This window comes from Microbacterium sp. SORGH_AS_0888 (genome assembly GCF_030818905.1).
In the GTDB taxonomy this organism is placed as follows: domain Bacteria; phylum Actinomycetota; class Actinomycetes; order Actinomycetales; family Microbacteriaceae; genus Microbacterium.
Genome location: NZ_JAUTAZ010000001.1, coordinates 2,127,145 through 2,145,265, shown reverse-complemented (window position 1 = coordinate 2,145,265; position 18,121 = coordinate 2,127,145). Strand labels below are relative to the sequence as shown.

Below are 18,121 nucleotides of genomic sequence, written 5' to 3'. Positions count from 1 at the left end.
GAATTGTGGGGTGAACTTCACGGCTGCGGCCGATCGCGCTGACGCGCGGCTTCCTAGCATCAAGCGTTCTCTCGCACTCCTGCGCGATGGCTCTCCGACCCGAAAGGTGCAGCCATGCCCCTCCCTTCGTGCGCGCTTCCGTGCGCCCTCTCAGGCATCGCCGCCTGCTGCTTCGTCCCTCGATCGCGGAGGCGCTGACATGGCCGCCGCATCCCCTCGTCGCACGCTCACGTCCCGTGTCCTCGCCTTCCTCGCGATCGGCGGGCTCGTGCTCGCCGGCCTCGCCGTCACGCCCGCCGCGGCGATCGCCGCACCCGGCGACCCGCAGTACCTGCAGCTCAGCAAGGAGGTCGACAACTCCGCCCCGAAGCCGGGCGAGACCTTCACCTACACGATCACGGTCACCTGCTCCGAGCAGGACTGCGTCGACGCGCAGCTGACGGATGCCTTCCCCGCCGGCCTCGACGGCTTCGCGGTCCAGAACGTGCAGTTCACCCCGTCCACCACCCCCCACAGCATCACCTGGTCGCCCGGCGGCACGAGCACGGCCCCCGCCACGATCGGCACGAGCACCGGCATCACGGTCGACCTCCAGCAGTCCATCAAGAACGGAACCGCGACCGGGCTCCACGCGGGCCAGACGGTGACACTCCTGGTGAGCCTGCGTGTGCCCGACGACTACCCGCCCGGCCAGGGCACCGCGATCGTCAACACCGCGACGGTGACGGCGACCAACTCGAACCCTGCATCGGACTCCGCGCCCATCACCGTCGACGCGCCCGTCCACGTCGGGGTCAACGTCACCAAGACCTGGACCCCGAACACGCAGTCCTTCGCCCCGGGGACCGCCTCGACGATCTCGCTGGGCGTCGGCAACGGCTCGAACGTGAAGGCCGACAGGCTCGTGATCCAGGAGCCCAAGACGGCGAACGGCGGGGCGGCCACGCTCGACCCCAGCAACCCCTTCACGATCATGGACTTCACCGGCTTCGGCAATGTCGCCGTCCCCGCGTCCTGCACCTCGGTCCAGGTGGATGCGTACGTGTTCAGCGGCGGCACGTGGTCATGGAAGACCGGACCTCCCTCGACGACGCTCGCGCTCCCCTCGGGCGTGACGAACGGCCAGGTCGGCGGCATCCGCGTCACCTGCCTCGGCACCATCCCGCCCGGCGACGCCGTCTCGTTCGACCTTCGACTCGCGCAGCGGTCCACCCAGCGCGACACCGGCGCAGACCTCTCGACCGCGCCCCACACCGTCAATAACGTCGCCAACGGCATCGCGACCGTCGGTTCCCAGTCGGCGAACAAGGATGCGTCGGCCAGCTACACCGAGGCTCCGGCGACGCCGAGCGTCGCCACGACCAAGAACATCTCCCCCGGTCAGATCACCGCCGGACAGTCGGCTGCCGCGAGCATCACCGCCGTCAACGGCAACGTCCCGGTCGCCGAGCTGCGGATCTCCGATCTCGACTTCTTCACGACGAGCATCGCGTTCGGCGGCTTCACGGCCGCCCCGGCATGGCCGGCGGGCGCGTCAACGGCGAAGGTGGTCTACCACCTCGCGTCCGGCGGCACGCAGGAGGTCCCCTTCGCGCAGGGCGCGACCCCCGCCGCGCCGAGCGGAGCCATCACCGGATTCGAGATCGTCTACGCCGGCTCCCCGATCGACGCGTCGACGACGGCGGGCACCAGCTTCACGATCCAGACCGACGAGAACGCAACGGCCGGAAAGCCGTCCGCGTCGCTCACCAACACGGCGGCCTCCACCGTCACCGCCGCGAACGGTCTCACGGGCCACTCCAGCGACACCGCGAAGCTGAGCATCCTCAACCCGAGCGTCGCCGTCAAGATCAGCAAGACGATCCGTCCGGGCTCCGCCGTCGCTCCCGGCGACTCCGTCATCGCCGCGCTGCCGACCAACGCGACCGCCACCGGCGATGGCGCGATCATGCACGACATCATCGTCGAGGACGCCTGGGACGCCTCGACCCGCGGCTTCTGGAACGCGTTCGACCTCCACGCGATCGCACCGACCCAGGTGCCGGCCGGCGCTTCCCTCACGATCCAGGTGCGCAATGCCTCGGGCACGTGGGTGACGCTCGATGTCGCGCCCGCTCAGGCACAGGCGTTCGTCTACCAGCGGGACGCCGCCGCGACGGCTGCGGCGCTCGCCGCCCTCAACCCGGCTCTCACCCCCGCGCAGGTGGAGGGCATCCGCTTCGCATTCCACAGCGACACCGGCTTCTCGTCGGCCACGGCCGTCACGCCCAACATCGTGTTCCAGGCCCAGGCATCGTTGCGCACCGGCGGCGCGAGCACGCCCGGCCCGAACCGGCCGACCGCTTACACCAACGCCGCGACGGCGCACGTCGACGGCAAGACCGCCGGGAACCACGCTCTCGCCGCCGATGCCTCGACGACCGCTCGCGGCTCCATCGTGACGCAGCAGACCCCGCCCGGCACGGGTCCCGACATCCACAAGGCATGGGACAAGGACTTCGTCGACGCGCAGTCCGGTCAACAGGCCAACACGAACCTCACCTGGCACGTGTCCAGTGGTTTCTCCCCGGTGACGATCACCGATCCGGGCAGCGGCGAGGGCACTCCCCAGAACACCGCGTTCGACGCGTTCGATCTCCTCGGCGTCAACGCGATCGCGGCGAGCAACACGCCGTACAGCAACGGGTGGTACCTCAAGTACGACACGATCACCGACGTGCAGCTGTACGACTCCGCCGCCCACGCGTGGGTCTCGGCCTCAGTGCCCGCCGGCGGCTGGATGACGACGAGCCGCGGATTCATCGGGTACACCCTGAAGCCCGAAGAACGGGCCACCACCACCGGCATCCGGCTCATCCTCCAGGAGACCGCCGCCGACACCGCCGCCCGTCGGGCCGCGGGCCAGCCGGGCGCCGCTTTCGACCCGTACGCTCCCGCGCCCGGCTCCGGCGTGGGCGCCGGGCTCGGCTCCGGGGGAACGGACAGGACGTTCACCCTTGCGTGGCAGCTGCGCGACGTGACGCGCTCGGGCGGCACGCCGGTCACCCAGACCTCGGTGCTCAACGGCGGCGCCGGCATCGTCGACAACTCGGTCGGCATCGCCGCGAAGCCGCTCGCGGGCGGCGCCGACCTCACCGACGGCGACCACGACACGATCGCGATCGTGAACCAGGGCCCGGGCGTCGACGTGAACAAGACCGTGACCCCGAGCGGACCCCTGTACACGCCGGTCGTCGGGACTCCGGCGGGCGGCTACCCGACCGCGCAGTGGACGATCACCGGCCACAACGACTCGACCGCGAAGGCGAGCGCGCTGCGACTCACCGACCCCGCCACCTGCGACCAGACCTCGCTGCCGGCCTGCGAGTCTGACGTGAGCGCGGCCTTCGCCGATCCGTTCGACACCTCGCGCGACTACCTCACCAACACCGACGTGCCGAACCCGTTCGAGCGCTTCACGGCGACCAAGGTGACGATCGCCGCGAGCATCCCCGCTCAGACCGACCTGTCCCAGGCCACGGTCTGGCTGCTGCACTACCAGCCCGGTTCGCCCGGCACGTACACCGCGACGCACGACACCGCCGCGAACGTCAACGCCTACACCGAAGCCCAGCTCTCGGACGTCGTGGGCATCAGCGTCACCTTCTCCGGCAAGAGCGCCCAGGGCACCGGCCTGATCACGCAGGACAACACGCTGTCGATCGTCGTGGACAGCAGGATGCGGCCGACCCTGCGCTCGAGCGGGGCGGACCAGGTGCTGCCGGCGGGCAAGACGGTCGACGTGATGAACCGCGCCTTCGCACAGTCCTACGACCCCGTGCTCGCGCCGGACGGCGCCGCCGACGCGAAGGTGGGCGACGTGGACGACGCGACGGTCACCCTCACGGGCGGAACGGTCGACATCCGGCCGTCGAAGTCGATCGACCCGTCGCTGATCCCGGAGCCCGCCAAGGGCAACCCGGTCACGGTGACGCTCGGCGCCACGTCCGGCACCGGCACGCTCGCGCCCAACAAGGTCGTGATCGAGGACCACGCGAAGGCCACCGACTTCTGGAACGCGTTCGACCTCGCGTCCCTCGGCTCGGTCACCAAGCCTGCCGGCGCAGACCGGGTCCAGGTGGATGTCGTCGTCAACGGCGCGTGGGTGCTCGGTGCTCCCGCAGCCGCCGCCGCGCTGCCGCAGGGCGTCGTCGCGAACACGATCGAGGGAATCCGGTTCACGTTCACGCGTGCCGACGGCGGACTGTTCTCGCAGACGCTCCCGGCGGCGAGCTGGAACACCTCGGCGAGCTTCACCGCCCACGTGCGCGCGACCGACCGGACCTCCGGTGCGGCGATCGTGTTCGACCACACGGTCGCCAACGTCCAGACCTCCCAGTCGACCCGCACCGACGGCAACGACTCGCCGGCCGTGGACGCGCAGGCGAACGTCACCCTGAGCCAGGGGACGCATCAGCTGGCGGTCAACAAGCTCACCAACGGCGGCAGCCGCCTGGCCGCCGTCGGCGCGACGGTTCCCTTCGACCTGACGTTCCAGAACACGGGAACGGGGTTCCTCACCGTCGATCACCTCACCGACACGCTGCCGGCCCAGCTGATCCCGGGCGACACCGCGCCGGTCTACACCAAGCAGGCCGACGGCCTGCTCTCCGACCAGGTGTCGATGGCCGTCGCGCCCGACGGAGGCGCCGTCACCTTCACGTGGCCCTCCGGCGGCAACCGGATGAAGCCGAACGAGGTCTTCACCATCCGCCTGTACCTCGTGCTGCAGCCCGGCCTCGCCCAGGGGGCGACGGCCACGAACACGATGACGGTGAACACGCTCGAGCAGCTCACCAACTGCCGGAACACGGTCGCTGGAGGATCGACCACCGGCGCGTGGGCCAGCGACCCGAAGACCTGCGGCACGACCGATTACATCGGCGCGGTGTCCGGCCCCAACCTGTTCACGGCCAAGGGCGTGAAGGGCGCGCTCCCCGGCGCCTACCGTCCCGACGGATCCGGGCGGGCGTGCGTCGCGAACCTGCAGGCGACCGGCGGCCCCTACTTCCGCTCGCCCTGCGTGGCCAACTCCGAGGTCGGCGGCACCGACGGCTGGGTGCTGAACAACGTCAACGCGGGCACGGTCCCCGTGTCGCAGATGACGGTCTTCGACCAGCTGCCGACACCCGGCGACGACTTCCTGGTCACGGGCGGCAACCGCGGTTCGCAGTTCCGGCCGGAGCTGGTCGCTGGCTCGCTCGCGACGAACGTCCCCGCCGGCACCCGGCAGACGATCGAGGTGACCACCAGCCCGAACGTCTGCGCCGGGACCTGGACGAACCTGGTCACACAGCCCGTCTGCGAGCAGAGCGGTGAGGCGTGGTCGGCCGTGAGCAGCTCGACCGACTGGGCGGCCGTCACCGGCATCCGGGTCGCGCTCGACTTCACCACGACGGCCGCCGGTGCGCTGGTGTCGGGGCAGTCGGCGGATGTGACCTACTCGACGCGCAACGTGCTCCGGAGCTCGAGCACCCCCTCGGGCGCCACCGCGGCCGTGCCCGCCACCGACCAGATCGTCTGGAACCAGTACGGCGTGAAGTACCTGGACGCGAGCAGGACGACGGCGCAGAAGATCGCGCCGAACGCGGTCGCGAGCCACCTGCGCTTCGGCTCGATCGCGGTGACCAAGAAGATCACCGGCCCCGCATCCGGCTACGCACCGGCGAGCTTCTTCGCGGATGTCGTCTGCTCGGCCGGCTCCGCACCGCTCGACCTCGGGGCGAACGCCACGGTCGAGCTCGACGCCGCGAACGGGTACACGGCGCGCATCGACGGCATCCCGCTCAGCGCGGACGGCACCTCGTGCACGGTCACCGAGCAGGGAGGCGTCGGGAAGTTCGGCGAGACCTCCCGCACGGGCTCTCCCACGACGCTGCAGGTGACCGAGGCGGCCCCGCAGGACGGCTCGCAGGCCGCCGTTCCCGCGGCGCAGATCGCGACGATCACGAACGACTACCAGTACACCGGGCTGTCGGTCACCAAGCAGCTCGACACCCGGGCGACGACCGGCTCGTTCGGTCCGTTCGGCTTCACGCTCTCCTGCACGACCGCGACCGGGGCGCCCGTCGTCCTGGACGGCGCGACCTCGACCGTGCTGCCGTTCACGATCGCCACGGCGGGTGGGACGTGGACGGCGCCGGCCGACCGCATCCCCGTCGGATCGTCGTGCACGCTCACCGAGGCGAACCGTTCCGCCGCCGATGACACCGTCATCATCGGGACCAACGTGGTCGACCGCGGTGCGGGCGTCGCGACCATCACCCCGGGCACCACGCCGGCGGTGGTCACCGTCACCAACGGCTACGACGCGGGGACGCTGACGGTCGCCAAGGCGGTCACGGGCACCGGTGCCGCGCTCTACGGAACCGGATCGTTCGAATTCGCCGCGGTGTGCACGTACCGGAGCCAGCAGCTGCTGGACGAGACGTTCTCGCTGCGCGGCGGCGACACGGAGACCTTCGGGGTGTTCCCGGCGGGCACGACGTGCGTGGTCACGGAGAAGACGACGGGCGGCGCGACGGACGCGTCGATGAGCCCCGCGGGCGGCACCGTCACGATCGCGGCGCCGACAGCGCCGAACCCGGTCAGCAGCGTCGTCGTGACGGCGACCAACCGGTTCGACCTCGCCTCGTTCGACGTGGTCAAGTCGCGCCTGGGCAACCTGCTGAACCCGGGCGCCGCCGGGCCGTTCACCGTCGATGCGGTGTGCACCTCCGTGGTCGACGGCGTCGTGACGCCGCTGACCGTGCCGGGCGGGGCAGAGCGTCAGCTCACGGCCGACAACGCCTACCGCACCAGCTACGCCGACCTTCCGGTGGGTGCGACGTGTGACGTGACCGAGACGGAGGCGCAGCACGCGGGCTCGACGACGGTCACGGTCGACAGCGGGACCCCGGTCACCGGCACCAGCGGCACGGTCGAGCTCCTCGACGCGGCCACGGTGCCGCAGATGACGATCGCGAACACGTTCACGGCCGGCACCCTTTCGGTCACGAAGACCGTGTCGGGCACGGCCGCGTCCGACCACGTGGACGACGTCTTCGGCGTGAGCCTGGCGTGCACCTGGTACGGCGCGGCGTTCGCGATCCCGGGCGGCGCGGACCGCGACCTCACGGTGGCGACGCCTGTCGTCTACACGGATCTGCCGACCGACGCCCAGTGCGTGCTCACCGAGACGCGCACCGGCAACGCGAACCAGGTGACCGTCACCTCGGACCACGCCCTGCTCACGGCCGGGGCGAGCGTGACGATCGCCGCTGACACGACCCTCGGGATCAACGTCGACAATCGGTTCGACAAGCCGCTGGCCGCCACGGGCGTGAACGGTCGCGCGGTCACGCTCGTCGGAGCCCTGGGCCTCATCGCGATGCTGGGCGGCATCCTGCTGTTCCTCGGTCGCCGCCGTCGGCGGGCCTGACGAACGCCGGGGTGCGCGGTCCTGTCCCGCGCACCCCGACGCGGCATCGGAATGCCCTCCGGCGGTGCGCGGTTGACTCCACGGTGAGCGCTCGATCGGTGGATGTCGTCGTCATCGGCGCCGGGCAGGCCGGGCTCTCGGCCGCGTACCACCTGCGGCGGCGCGGCTTCGTGCCGTCCGTCGACGGAGCCGATGCGTCGGAGGGGACCTTCGTCGTCCTGGACCAGAACCCCGCGCCGGGCGGTGCGTGGCAGCACCGGTGGGCGTCGTTGCGCATGGCGACGGTCAACGGCATCCACGAGCTGCCGGGAATGCCCGTGCCCCCGGCCGACCCCGCCGCCGCCAGCCGTGACGCGCTGCCGCCGTACTTCGCCGCCTACGAGGATCGGTTCGATCTCCGGGTGCGTCGGCCCGTGACGGTGCGCGCCGTCCGGCGCGAGGGGGAACGACTGCTCGTGGAGACGGATGCCGCGGGCTCCTGGGCCGCCCGCTACGCCATCAACGCGACCGGCACGTGGACGGCCCCGTACCTGCCCGCCGTCCCGGGCGCGTCGTCGTTCCGCGGCCGTCAGCTGCACGTGCACGACTATGTCGATGCCCGGGAGCTCGCCGGGCAACGGGTCGTCATCGTCGGCGCGGGCATCTCGGCCGTGCAGCTGCTCGACGAGATCTCGCACGTGGCCGAGACCTTCTGGGTCACCCGTGCTCCCGTCGACATCACCGACGAGGCCTTCGACGAGGCCGCGCGCATCGCGGCGATCGCCGGGGCGGAGGACCGGGCACGGCAGGGCCTGCCCGTCGGCAGCGTCATCTCCGTCACCGGTCAGCACTGGACGCCGTGGGCCCGGAGCGCGCAGGAGCGCGGCGTGCTGGTGCGGCATCCGATGTTCGTCCGGATCGAGCCGGACGGGGTGCGGATGCCCGACGGCACGCTCGAACCCGCCGACGTCATCCTCTGGGCGACCGGGTTCCGGCCCGCGATCCGCCACCTTGCGCCGCTCCGGCTCCGGACGGCCGCCGGCGGCATCCGCGTCGCCCATGGCCGCTCGATCGACGAGCCGCGCCTGTTCCTCATCGGCTACGGCCCCTCGCAGTCGACCGTGGGCGCCAATCGTGCCGGTCGCGACGCCGTCCGCGCGATCGTGGCCGAACGCGCTGCCACCTGACCGGGCGTCGATGCGTCAGTCGTGAAGGATGCGGACCCCGTGCTGGTCCGGCTGTGGACGGCGCCAGCGGCACGGGGCGTGGGCGGGCATACTGCCGGTGTGGTGGATGAGGAGGGCCCATGAGCTTCGACATCGCGGTGTTCGATCCGGCCCTCGCGCCGGCGGACGAGGATGCCCTGCGCGACTGGCTGACCGGGGAGCACCTGCAGGCGGCTGCGACGCCTCGGCTCCTGGCCTGGGAGGACGACCTGCGTCGACGCGTCCCGGGCTACGAGCTGGCGCCGGAAGAGCTGCCCGAGGGAGCGCTGTTCGCCGGGTACAGTGCGAGCGGTGCCGTGATCTGGGTCTCGTGCACCTTCAGCGCGGCCCAGGCGGTCGAGACGCACGTGCGCGAGCTGGCCGTCCATCATGGCGTGGGCGTCTGGGCGGTCAGTTCCTCGAACGCCCCCGTCTGGACGCCGCCGCGCGAGCCGCGGGCCACCGAGCCCCGGCGGGGGTTCCGGCTCACCGTCGAGAACCTGGATGTCGTCGTCGACCCGTCCGAGGCGCTCGTCTGCGCCGCCGTCGAGTGGCTCGATCCCGGGTACGTTCCGGGGTTCCTCGTGCTCGAGAAGCGCAACGGCGACTACACCCAGGTCTTCGGAAGCGCCGATGGGGTCACCCTCGAACGACGTCGATGGCGTCGCCGGCTCGGTCGTCGCGTCTTCCGCCACGAGGTCGCCGCGACCGCCGCCGAGGAATCGGGCCCAGAGGTCGATGTGGAGGGCGCCGGTCGCGCTCGGAGGATCCGCGAGAACGAGCGGCTCACGCCGGTGTTCGCGACCGAGATCCTTCTCGCCTTCCTCCGGGGCGCCGAGCCCGCGGCATCCGTGCATTGGCACGACATCACCGCCGAGCTCGGCGGCTGACGCCGTGCCCTCCGGCACCGAGATCCCCTCGTGCTGCGGGGTCGCGCCGCGTTCTGCGTGACCCCGGCGATCCGATGGGATCCCGGTGGGAGGGGCGCGACGGCTACTTCGTGACGGGGACGACCAGGCCGCCCCAGGTGTCCTTCTCGAACGCCGCGGTCTCCTCGGAGGTCAGCAGCGTGTAGAGGGCCGTGATGCGCGGGTCGTTGGCGAGCTCCGGACGGGTGGCCAGCACGTTGTAGTACGGGCTGTCGGTCCCCTCGATGAGGATCGCCTGCTTCGAGGTGAGGCCCGCCGGCAGGGCGAAGGTGATCGTCACGAACGCGGCGTCGACGTCGGGCAGCGCCTGCGGGAGCGTCGCGTTCTCGATCTCCTTGAACTGGAAGTTGTGCGGGTTCGCGGTCACGCCGCTGAGGTCGGAGACGTTGTCGGTCACCGTGATGAGCCCCGACGAGGCGAGCATCTTCAGGGCGCGTCCCTCGTTCGTGGGGTCGTTGGGGATCGCGATGGAGGCGCCGTCCGCGAGCTGCTTGATGTCGGTGATCTTCTGCGAGTAGAACGCGGCCGTGGGCAGGTACGCCTCGCCGACGCTCACCAGGTTCGAGCCCGTCTTGCTGTTGAAGTTGTTCAGGAACGTCGCGTTCTGGAACAGGTTCGCGTCGATCGAGCCGTCCGCGAGCGCCGAGTTGGGCGTGTTGTAGTCGGTGAAGGGCACGAACTCGATCGTCAGCCCGAGCTCCTTGGCGCCGTTCTCGGCGATGTGGTTCAGGATGTCGCCGGCCGGAGTCTGGAGGGCACCGACCTTGATCGTGCCCAGCCCGTCGCCGGAGGCGGCCGGCGTCGACGACGTGCCTGCGCACGCGGTCAGGACGAGGGCGAGGGCGGCCGCCGCGGCCGCCGCGATCAGGGGTTTGCGAATGGTGGACATGGGTGCTGTGTTTCCTCTCTCGGTGCCGTTCACACGGCGGACGTGACCTTGCGGGTGCGCGCGGCGCGGGGGCCGCGCCGCGCGAGACGGCGTGCGCCCCACGCGGCAAGGGACTGCAGGATCATCACGATCGCGAAGATGATGATGATCACCGACACGATGTGGATCCAGCTGTACTGCTGGTAGCCGTAGCGGATCGCGACGTCGCCGAGCCCGCCGCCGGCGACGGTGCCGACCATGGCGGAGAAGTTGATGATCGAGGTGACGGTCGTCGACAGGCCGAGGAGCATCGGCGGCGCCGCCTCGGGCAGCAGCACCTTGGTGACCAGCTGCCATCGGTTCGCCCCGAGTGAGGACGCGACCTCGAGGAGTCCCGCATCCACCTCCTTGATCGCGATCTCGACCATCCGCGCGAAGAACGGGATCGCGACCGCGGACAGCGGCACGATCGCCGCCGTCGGGCCGATGAACGTGCCCACGATCAGTCGGGTGACCGGGATGAGCGCGACCATCAGGATGATGAACGGCACGGATCGGCCGAGGTTGACGATGAAGTCCAGGATGCGGTTGATGACGACGCCGAGACGACGCGATCCGAAGGGCGTCTCGAGGAACCCGCCTCGCTCGGTGCCGACCAGCACGACTCCGAGGGGCAGCCCGACGATCACCGTCACGACGAGCGAGACGCCCACCATGTAGAGCGTCTGGCCGGTCGCGACCAGCAGGACCGAGAGGAGCTGACTGTTCATACGGCCTCCTTGAGCACCTCGACGAGCAGGCCCTGCGCCCGCAGGTCGGCGACGACGGCGGCCGCTGCCGACCCGGGAACCTCGATGCGGGTGCGACCGGCCTGTGCGCCGCCGATCTGCTCGATCAGGGCGCCGAGGATCGACACGTCGAGGCCGTGGTCGCGCGCCAGCTGGGCGATGACCGGGCGGTCCGCGCTGCCGCCCGCGAACGTGATGTCGATCACGGCCGAGGAGGCGCCGACGGATGCCGGGACCGGCCCGAGCGGGAAGAGCTGCGCCGTCAGACGGGAGCCGGGCGTGCGGATGAGGTCGGTGAGCGGGCCGCTCTCGACGATCCGGCCGCGCTCGATCAGAGCGGCCGATCGGCAGATCGACTTCACGACATCCATCTCGTGCGTGATGAGCAGCACCGTGAGGCCGAGCTCCGCGTTGATGCGCCGGTAGAGGTCGAGGATCGAGGTCGTCGTCTCCGGGTCGAGCGCGCTCGTGGCCTCGTCCGACAGCAGCACCGTGGGGCGCGCGGCGAGCGCGCGGGCGATGCCGACGCGCTGCTGCTGTCCGCCCGACAGCTCGTGCACGGGGGCGTCGCCGCGATCGCCGAGACCGACGAGGTCGAGCATCTCCTGCGCGCGGTCCCGACGTTGCGCGCGAGGTGTGCCGTCCAGCTCGACGGCCAGCTCGACGTTGCCGCGCACGGTGCGGCTGCCGAGCAGGTTGAACCGCTGGAAGACCATGCCGATCTTGCGCCGCGCGGCGCGGAGGTCGGCGTCGCCGAGCGAGGTGAGCTCGACGCCGTCGACCGTCACGGTTCCGGAGTCCGGGCGCTCGAGCAGGTTGACCAGGCGCGCGAGCGTGCTCTTGCCGGCCCCGCTCTGCCCGACGACGCCGTAGACGTCGCCCGTCGGGATGGTGAGGGATACGTCGTCGACGGCGGCGAGGGCGCCGTAGCGTTTCGACACGTGCTCGATCTCAATCACGCGGGCGGTACCTTCCAACTCGGTGTCGCGCCCGGGTGACCAGTGTGTACGCGTGTGTCCAGTCTCCCTGTGAACCGGCCTCGGTCCCAATCGGTGTTACGCCCGGTGTCATCCGAGCTTGAGTTCGACGAGCCGGACACTGCGACGGGGACGGGCTGTGGGCGCGTGCCTAGGCTGAGGGCATGGATGCGCCGAGACCCGACCCTCGGGCGTGCCCGACGTGCGGCGATCCGCTGCTGTTCGAGATCCTCGACGACGAGCGGTTCCTCGTCGCGTGGTCGTGCGTGAACTGCGGTCTGGTCCGCACGACCGAGCCGTCGTAGCGCGCCCCCCTCTCCGGGCGCCGGGGGCGGCGCGGCACGGTGTCGGAGGCCCCTCGGTAGGATGAGGCGTAACCGTCAGACAACGGAAAGTGAACGCATGCCAGGCATCGTGATCGTCGGGGTCCAGTGGGGGGACGAGGGCAAGGGCAAGGCGACCGACCTGCTCGGCGACCGCACCGACTGGGTCGTCAAGTTCAACGGCGGGAACAACGCCGGCCACACCGTCGTCATCGGCGACGAGAAGTATGCGCTGCACCTGCTGCCCTCGGGAATCCTGTCGCCCGGCGTCAACGCGGTCATCGGCAACGGCGTCGTGATCGACCTCGAGGTGCTCTTCGCCGAGCTCGAGGCGCTCGCCGCCCGTGGCGTCGACACCTCCCGGCTCCGGGTGAGTGCCAACGCCCACGTCATCACCCAGTACCACCGCACCCTCGACAAGGTGACGGAGCGCTTCCTGGGCAAGCGCCAGATCGGCACGACGGGCCGGGGCATCGGCCCCGCCTACGCCGACAAGATCAATCGGGTGGGCATCCGCATCCAGGATCTGTTCGACGAGAACATCCTGCGTCAGAAGGTCGAGGGCGCCCTCGACCAGAAGAACCACCTGCTGGTGAAGGTCTTCAACCGTCGCTCGATCACGTGCGATGAGATCGTCGACGACCTCCTCTCGTATGCCGAGCGGCTGCGGCCGATGGTCGCCGACACCGGTCTGCTGCTGAACCAGGCGTTGGATGCGGGGGATGTCGTCGTCTTCGAGGGCGGCCAGGCGACGATGCTCGACATCGACCACGGCACCTATCCCTTCGTGACGTCGTCATCCGCGACGGCGGGCGGGGCATCGACCGGGTCGGGGGTCGGGCCCAACCGTCTCGACCGCATCGTCGGCATCGTGAAGGCCTACTCGACCCGCGTCGGCTCGGGACCGTTCCCGACCGAGCTCTTCGACGAGCAGGGTGAGTGGCTGCGCTCGCAGGGCTTCGAGTTCGGCACGACGACGGGTCGCCCGCGCCGTGTCGGCTGGTACGACGCGCCCGTGGCGCGGTACGCGAGCCGCATCAACGGCATCACCGACCTCGTGCTGACCAAGCTCGACATCCTCACCGGTCTCGACCGCATCCCGGTGTGCGTCGCGTACGACGTCGACGGCGAGCGGTTCGACGAGATGCCCGTCAACCAGACCGACTTCCACCACGCCAAGCCGATCTACGAGTACTTCCCCGGCTGGAGCGAAGACATCTCCGGTGCCCGCACGTTCGCGGACCTGCCGCGCACGGCGCAGGAGTACGTGCTCGCGCTCGAGGCGATGAGCGGCTCCCGCATCTCGGTCATCGGCGTCGGGCCCGCCCGCGACGCCGTGATCGTGCGCCACGATCTCGTGGACTGATGCGCTTCTGGGTGGGCGGCTACACCGCCGACATGGATGGCGAGGCCACCGGCATCGGTGAGCTGCGCGCCGGCGCCGCCGACGACGTGCTCGCCGGCGGCCCGCTCGGGTTCGCGGGGACCGTCGCGGCGACCGACGGCTCGCCCTCCTGGCTCACGCGGCACCCGACGCACGACATCGTCTACGCGGCGATGGAGGGCGCCTCTCAGGTGCAGGCGTTCCGCCGCACGGGCGAGGCGTCCTTCGTGCGGCACGGCGCGCCCGTCGATGCGGGTGAGCTGGTCTGCCACGTGGCCGTCGCGCCCGACGGGGGCTCGCTGGTGGCCAGCTGCTGGGGAGACGGGAGGGTCGTGCGGATGCGCATCGACGACGCCGGGGTGCCCTCCGCGCCCCAGCTCGCCGCGCCCGCGACGGATCCGTACGCCGGTTCCGGCGGCGCACCGGCGGCCCCGGTCGACATCGACCTCGCGGCGGCTGCCCGTGCGCTGCGCGATGCCGCGGGCGAGGAGTTCGCGCATCTCCTGCCGACCCACGACGAGCCCGTCGAGATCGTCGTGGCCGCCGGGGAGTCGGACGCGGAGCCCGAGGCGAGGGTCTCCCGCGCGCATCAGGCCCTCTTCCTGCCCTCGCACGGCGTCGTGACGACCGACATGGGGCTGGATCTCGTGCGGTTCTGGCGTCCGGAGCCGACGGGGCTGCATGCGCGGGGGCAGGTCGTGCTGCCGCGCGGCGTCGGACCACGGCACATGGTGGCGCACCCCAGCGGCCACCTCTACGTCGTCACCGAGCTCTCCCGCGAGGTCTATGTGCTCGCCCCGGACGAGTCCGGGGCATGGCGCGTCGTCTCGGCGACCGCCCTGTCTCCGGCGACGGCGGACGACGACCTCGCTGCCGAGATCGCGCTCTCGCGGGACAGCGTGTTCCTCTACGCGGGCCTGCGCGGCAGCAACACGATCGCCGCGCTGCGGGTGGGCGGATCGGGCGACCGTCTCGCACCGGTCGCCCTCGTGGACGCCGGCGTCGACTGGCCGCGGCATCACGTCGTGGTCCGCGACACGCTGCTGGTCGCGGGTCAGCGATCCGACGAGGCGGCCTCGCTCACGCTGGACGAGCGTACCGGGGTGCCCGGCCGCATCCGTCACCGCACCGCGGTGCCTTCTCCCACCTGCCTGCTCCCGGTGCGCTGAACCCGCTCAGCGGGGCACGGTCTTCGCATCCTGCCGGGGGATGACGACCTGCTTGAGGATGAGCAGGAGAGAGGCCGTGACCGGGATCGCGACGAGTGCGCCCAGCAGGCCGAGGAGGGTTCCGCCCACGAGGGCACCGATCACCACGAGCGAGCCGGGGATCGAGATCGTGCGGTTCATGACGCGCGGCGTCAGAACGTATGCCTCGAGCTGCATGTAGATGAGGTAGGCGATCGCGAAGATCAGCGCGGACAGCGGGCTCGAGAACAGGGCGAGCGACGATCCGATGACCCAGAACATGACCGAGCCGACGAGCGGGATCAGGGTGATGCAGAAGGCCACGACCGCCATGAGCAGCGGGAACGGCAGGCCGAGCACCAGGTACAGGATGAAGGCCATGACGGCGTTGAAGAACGCCAGGATCACCATTCCCATCAGGTAGCCGCCGATGGAGTCCGTGATCTGCTCGGTGAGGTCGGCCACGCGCGGGCGCGAGTACGCCGGGACGAGCCGGTTGAACGCGCCCTTGATCGTGGGCAGGGTCGCGAGGAAGTACAGGCTCAGCACGAGGATGATGACGAGCCCCGAGATGCCCGTCACGATCGAGATGCCGACCTGCAGCACGCCGCCGCCGATGGTGGCGATGTTGGTCGGGTTGGTGAGGAAGCTCTGCACCTGCGAGAGGATGTCGCCGACGGAGCTGCCGAACGTGTCATGGAGCCAGGCATAGGTGTCGGAGCGCTGGAAGTCCGAGATCAGCCGGGGGATGTCGGTGACGAACTGCGCGATCTGACGCACGACCGTGGGGATGATCAGCCACAGGACGCCGACGAGCACCAGCGCGAACGCGAAGTAGACGATGACGATGCTCCACGCGCGGCTGACGTTGTGGCGCCCCAGCAGCCGGACGATGGGGTCGAGTCCGAGGGCGGCGAACAACGCGAACACGACGTAGATGATCACGGTCGACAGGTTCGACACGGCGAGGCCGAGCACGATCGCCGCGAGCGCGCCGAGCGTGACGTAGAAGCCGACGGCGAACGGTGAGCGCAGCGCGGTCCAGTGGGTCCCGGCGCCCGACGGGGCGGGGGAGGGCGTCTCGGGGCGCTCGGGAGACGGGTCGGTCATGCGTCACACTCTAGAGGGGCGCCGCTGCCGGTAGTGTCGAGGCGCGAGGAGGACGCCATGACCGACACGGATCCGACACAGACGCTGCTGAACCTGCGGGCCAGCATCGACAACATCGACGCCGCCCTCATCTACATGCTGGCGGAACGATTCCGCCGGACGAAGCAGGTCGGTCAGCTCAAGGCGATCCACCAGATGCCGCCGTCCGACCCGGCGCGCGAGGAGCAGCAGGTGGCGCGTCTGCGTGCGCTCGCCGAGCAGGCCGACCTCGACCCGGAGTTCGCGGAGAAGTGGTTCAACTTCGTCGTGGCCGAGGTCATCCGGCACCACACGGAGGCGGCCGACGGGCGCTGAGCCCTCGGCTCAGGCGGCGCCCGGCGTCTCGGGGAGCTCGAGCGCGACGCGGTGCTCCAGGTGCTCGATCGCGCCGTCGGAGAGCGAGATGAGGCCGTCGAGCTCTTCGCGGACGCGTCGATAGGCGAGCTGCCGCTCCGCCGGCGTCGCCGCCTGGTCCACCGCGACGGTGAGCAGCTGCTTCGCGGTGTCGAGCCGTTTGCGCTCGGCCGGGGTGAACTCCGAGTCCTTGAGCCGTCGGGCGTCGCGTTCGGCGACCTCGAAGGCGACTTCGTAGTCGGTCACGGCGTCCTGGTAGGAGGCGAGGTCACCGGGCGCGAGACGAGCGTCGGCGGAGGCCGGACGCATCCGGTCGGCGACCTTCTTGGCGCGCAGGAACGCCGCCGTGAGCTCCTGACGGCCGTCGCTCATCGCCGGGTACGCGATCGTCTTGGCCACGTCGAGCTCGTACTCCAGCCACCGCGCGGTGACGGCGTCGTGCGCGGCCATCGTCTGCGCGAGCGTGCTGTGCGCCGGGGCGGCGGCCGGAGCGGCGACCGCACTCACGCCCTGTCGGAGGCTCCCCTTCGCCTCGAGCAGCTCGAGCCGGCGCGCGTGACGTGCCGGGGCGTCGCGCTCCCACAGCGTGTAGATGCGTCGTGTGGCCGCCGCGGCCGCCCCGCCGAGGGGAAAAGACCAGCCACCAGTAGGAGCCGACGAACTGCAGGAGGTTCACGTGCTCATGGTAGGCGCGCTATCGCTCCGGCGATGTGCCGGGCCGCGTCCGCGGACGCGTGCTCGCGCGGAGGGCCGACTCCTCGGCCGTCGCGAACGCCGCCTGCAGGCGCCCGACCGCCGCGCGGTAGGCGACGAAGTCGGCCGCGGGCATCCGGGTGGCGCCCGATGGCGGCCGGAGGTGCTGGGCCTCCTGCATCGCGGTGAGGAACGCCGCGGTCGTCGGATGCCGCGGGTCGGTCATCTGGGGGAAGACCAGCGCGCTCTCGACATCCGTCTCGTACTCGAGCCAGTGTCCCATGACGGCGTCGTGCTCGCGCACGAGCCGGACGAGCGGCAGGTCGTCGGGGGAGGCGATCGCCGCGATACGGGCGCGTTCCGCGCGGACGTGCTCGCGCTGCGCGCGGAGGGCGAGCACGGCCCGGCGCTGCGCGGCCTTCGCCTGCTGAAGCCGACGGCGGGCCTCGGCCATCGCCGGGGTGTCGAACACGCCGCGCCCTCGCTCCGCCTGTGCCGCGGCGAGCGCCGCGCGGGCGGTGCGGGTGTCGGCTCGGGCGGTGAGCACGTCGCGGACGGCCGCCTGCTCCTCGACGCGGGCCGCATCCAGCGCCAGACGCCGAGACCTGCGGCGTCCGGTCGTCAGCCCCGCGTACCCGACCGCGCCGAGACCCGCGGCTGCGGGCGCCGTCCACCACCAGAACGCGAGGACCTCGAAGAGCGGTCCCACGGTCTCATGCTACGCGGGGTGTCCGGGTGGGCGCCGGGTGCCCTCGCGGCATCCTCATCTGCGGGGATCGTGCACGACACGCCGGTGGGGATGCCGCAGACGCGGCGTGTCGCCGAA

The 18,121-nt window shown here is 71.0% G+C and carries 13 protein-coding genes and 1 pseudogene; 8 read left to right on the top strand and 6 right to left on the bottom strand.

Annotated features, from left to right (window positions below):
- Window positions 1–199 precede the first annotated feature (199 nt).
- The 4 genes and pseudogenes from QE381_RS10345 to QE381_RS10335 form a co-directional block, all read left to right on the top strand.
- Window positions 200–7,003, top strand: a pseudogene (locus QE381_RS10345) (DUF5979 domain-containing protein); the annotation flags it as partial.
- A complete protein-coding gene (locus QE381_RS17890) occupies window positions 6,992–7,459 on the top strand; it encodes a DUF5979 domain-containing protein (RefSeq protein WP_373426987.1) in 468 nt (155 codons plus the stop codon). The pseudogene QE381_RS10345 and the gene QE381_RS17890, both read left to right, overlap by 12 nt.
- Window positions 7,460–7,542: 83 nt before the next feature.
- Window positions 7,543–8,625, top strand: a complete 1,083-nt coding sequence (locus QE381_RS10340) for an NAD(P)-binding domain-containing protein (RefSeq protein WP_307217896.1) — start codon at window positions 7,543–7,545, stop codon at window positions 8,623–8,625.
- A 119-nt stretch (window positions 8,626–8,744) separates the two neighbouring features.
- Window positions 8,745–9,533, top strand: a complete 789-nt coding sequence (locus QE381_RS10335; RefSeq protein ID WP_307217894.1) for a hypothetical protein — start codon at window positions 8,745–8,747, stop codon at window positions 9,531–9,533.
- 103 nt (window positions 9,534–9,636) lie between these two features.
- Here QE381_RS10335 and QE381_RS10330 read toward each other — a convergent pair whose 3' ends face one another.
- Genes QE381_RS10330 through QE381_RS10320 form a run of 3 tightly spaced genes read right to left on the bottom strand, consistent with a single transcriptional unit; the run spans window position 9,637 to window position 12,187 of the window.
- The gene (locus tag QE381_RS10330) at window positions 9,637–10,461 is read right to left on the bottom strand and encodes a MetQ/NlpA family ABC transporter substrate-binding protein (protein WP_307217892.1); all 825 of its coding nucleotides are present in this window, start codon (window positions 10,459–10,461) and stop codon (window positions 9,637–9,639) included.
- Window positions 10,462–10,490: 29 nt separating this feature from the next.
- Complete coding sequence (locus QE381_RS10325) at window positions 10,491–11,210, bottom strand: methionine ABC transporter permease (RefSeq protein WP_307217891.1); 720 nt, start codon at window positions 11,208–11,210, stop codon at window positions 10,491–10,493.
- Window positions 11,207–12,187, bottom strand: a complete 981-nt coding sequence (locus QE381_RS10320) for a methionine ABC transporter ATP-binding protein (RefSeq protein ID WP_307217889.1) — start codon at window positions 12,185–12,187, stop codon at window positions 11,207–11,209. Before QE381_RS10320 ends, QE381_RS10325 begins: the two co-directional genes overlap by 4 nt.
- Window positions 12,188–12,369: 182 nt before the next feature.
- Here QE381_RS10320 and QE381_RS10315 point away from each other — a divergent pair, with 182 nt between their 5' ends.
- The 3 genes from QE381_RS10315 to QE381_RS10305 all read left to right on the top strand — a co-directional run bounded on the left by QE381_RS10315 (window position 12,370) and on the right by QE381_RS10305 (window position 15,081).
- Complete coding sequence (locus tag QE381_RS10315; RefSeq protein WP_307217887.1) at window positions 12,370–12,510, top strand: hypothetical protein; 141 nt, start codon at window positions 12,370–12,372, stop codon at window positions 12,508–12,510.
- A 97-nt stretch (window positions 12,511–12,607) separates the two neighbouring features.
- Window positions 12,608–13,894 carry an adenylosuccinate synthase gene (locus QE381_RS10310; RefSeq protein ID WP_307217885.1) on the top strand — a complete coding sequence of 429 codons (1,287 nt, stop codon included), beginning with the start codon at window positions 12,608–12,610 and terminating at the stop codon, window positions 13,892–13,894.
- Entirely contained in the window at window positions 13,894–15,081 is a 1,188-nt protein-coding gene (locus tag QE381_RS10305) for a beta-propeller fold lactonase family protein (RefSeq protein WP_307217883.1), read from the top strand. The genes QE381_RS10310 and QE381_RS10305 overlap by 1 nt, the downstream gene beginning before the upstream one ends.
- A gap of 6 nt (window positions 15,082–15,087) precedes the next feature.
- On the opposite strand, the gene QE381_RS10300 is transcribed toward QE381_RS10305, so the two are convergent.
- Entirely contained in the window at window positions 15,088–16,209 is a 1,122-nt protein-coding gene (locus tag QE381_RS10300; protein WP_307217882.1) for an AI-2E family transporter, read from the bottom strand.
- Window positions 16,210–16,266: 57 nt separating this feature from the next.
- Here QE381_RS10300 and QE381_RS10295 point away from each other — a divergent pair, with 57 nt between their 5' ends.
- Window positions 16,267–16,563: a chorismate mutase gene (locus QE381_RS10295; protein ID WP_307217880.1), complete on the top strand. Its 297-nt coding sequence runs from the start codon at window positions 16,267–16,269 to the stop codon at window positions 16,561–16,563.
- A gap of 9 nt (window positions 16,564–16,572) precedes the next feature.
- Here QE381_RS10295 and QE381_RS10290 read toward each other — a convergent pair whose 3' ends face one another.
- Window positions 16,573–17,109 (bottom strand): hypothetical protein, encoded by a 537-nt coding sequence (locus QE381_RS10290; RefSeq protein ID WP_307217878.1) that lies wholly within the window; start codon window positions 17,107–17,109, stop codon window positions 16,573–16,575.
- A gap of 187 nt (window positions 17,110–17,296) precedes the next feature.
- Window positions 17,297–18,004 (bottom strand): hypothetical protein, encoded by a 708-nt coding sequence (locus QE381_RS10285; protein WP_307217876.1) that lies wholly within the window; start codon window positions 18,002–18,004, stop codon window positions 17,297–17,299.
- Between the last annotated feature and the right edge of the window lie 117 nt (window positions 18,005–18,121).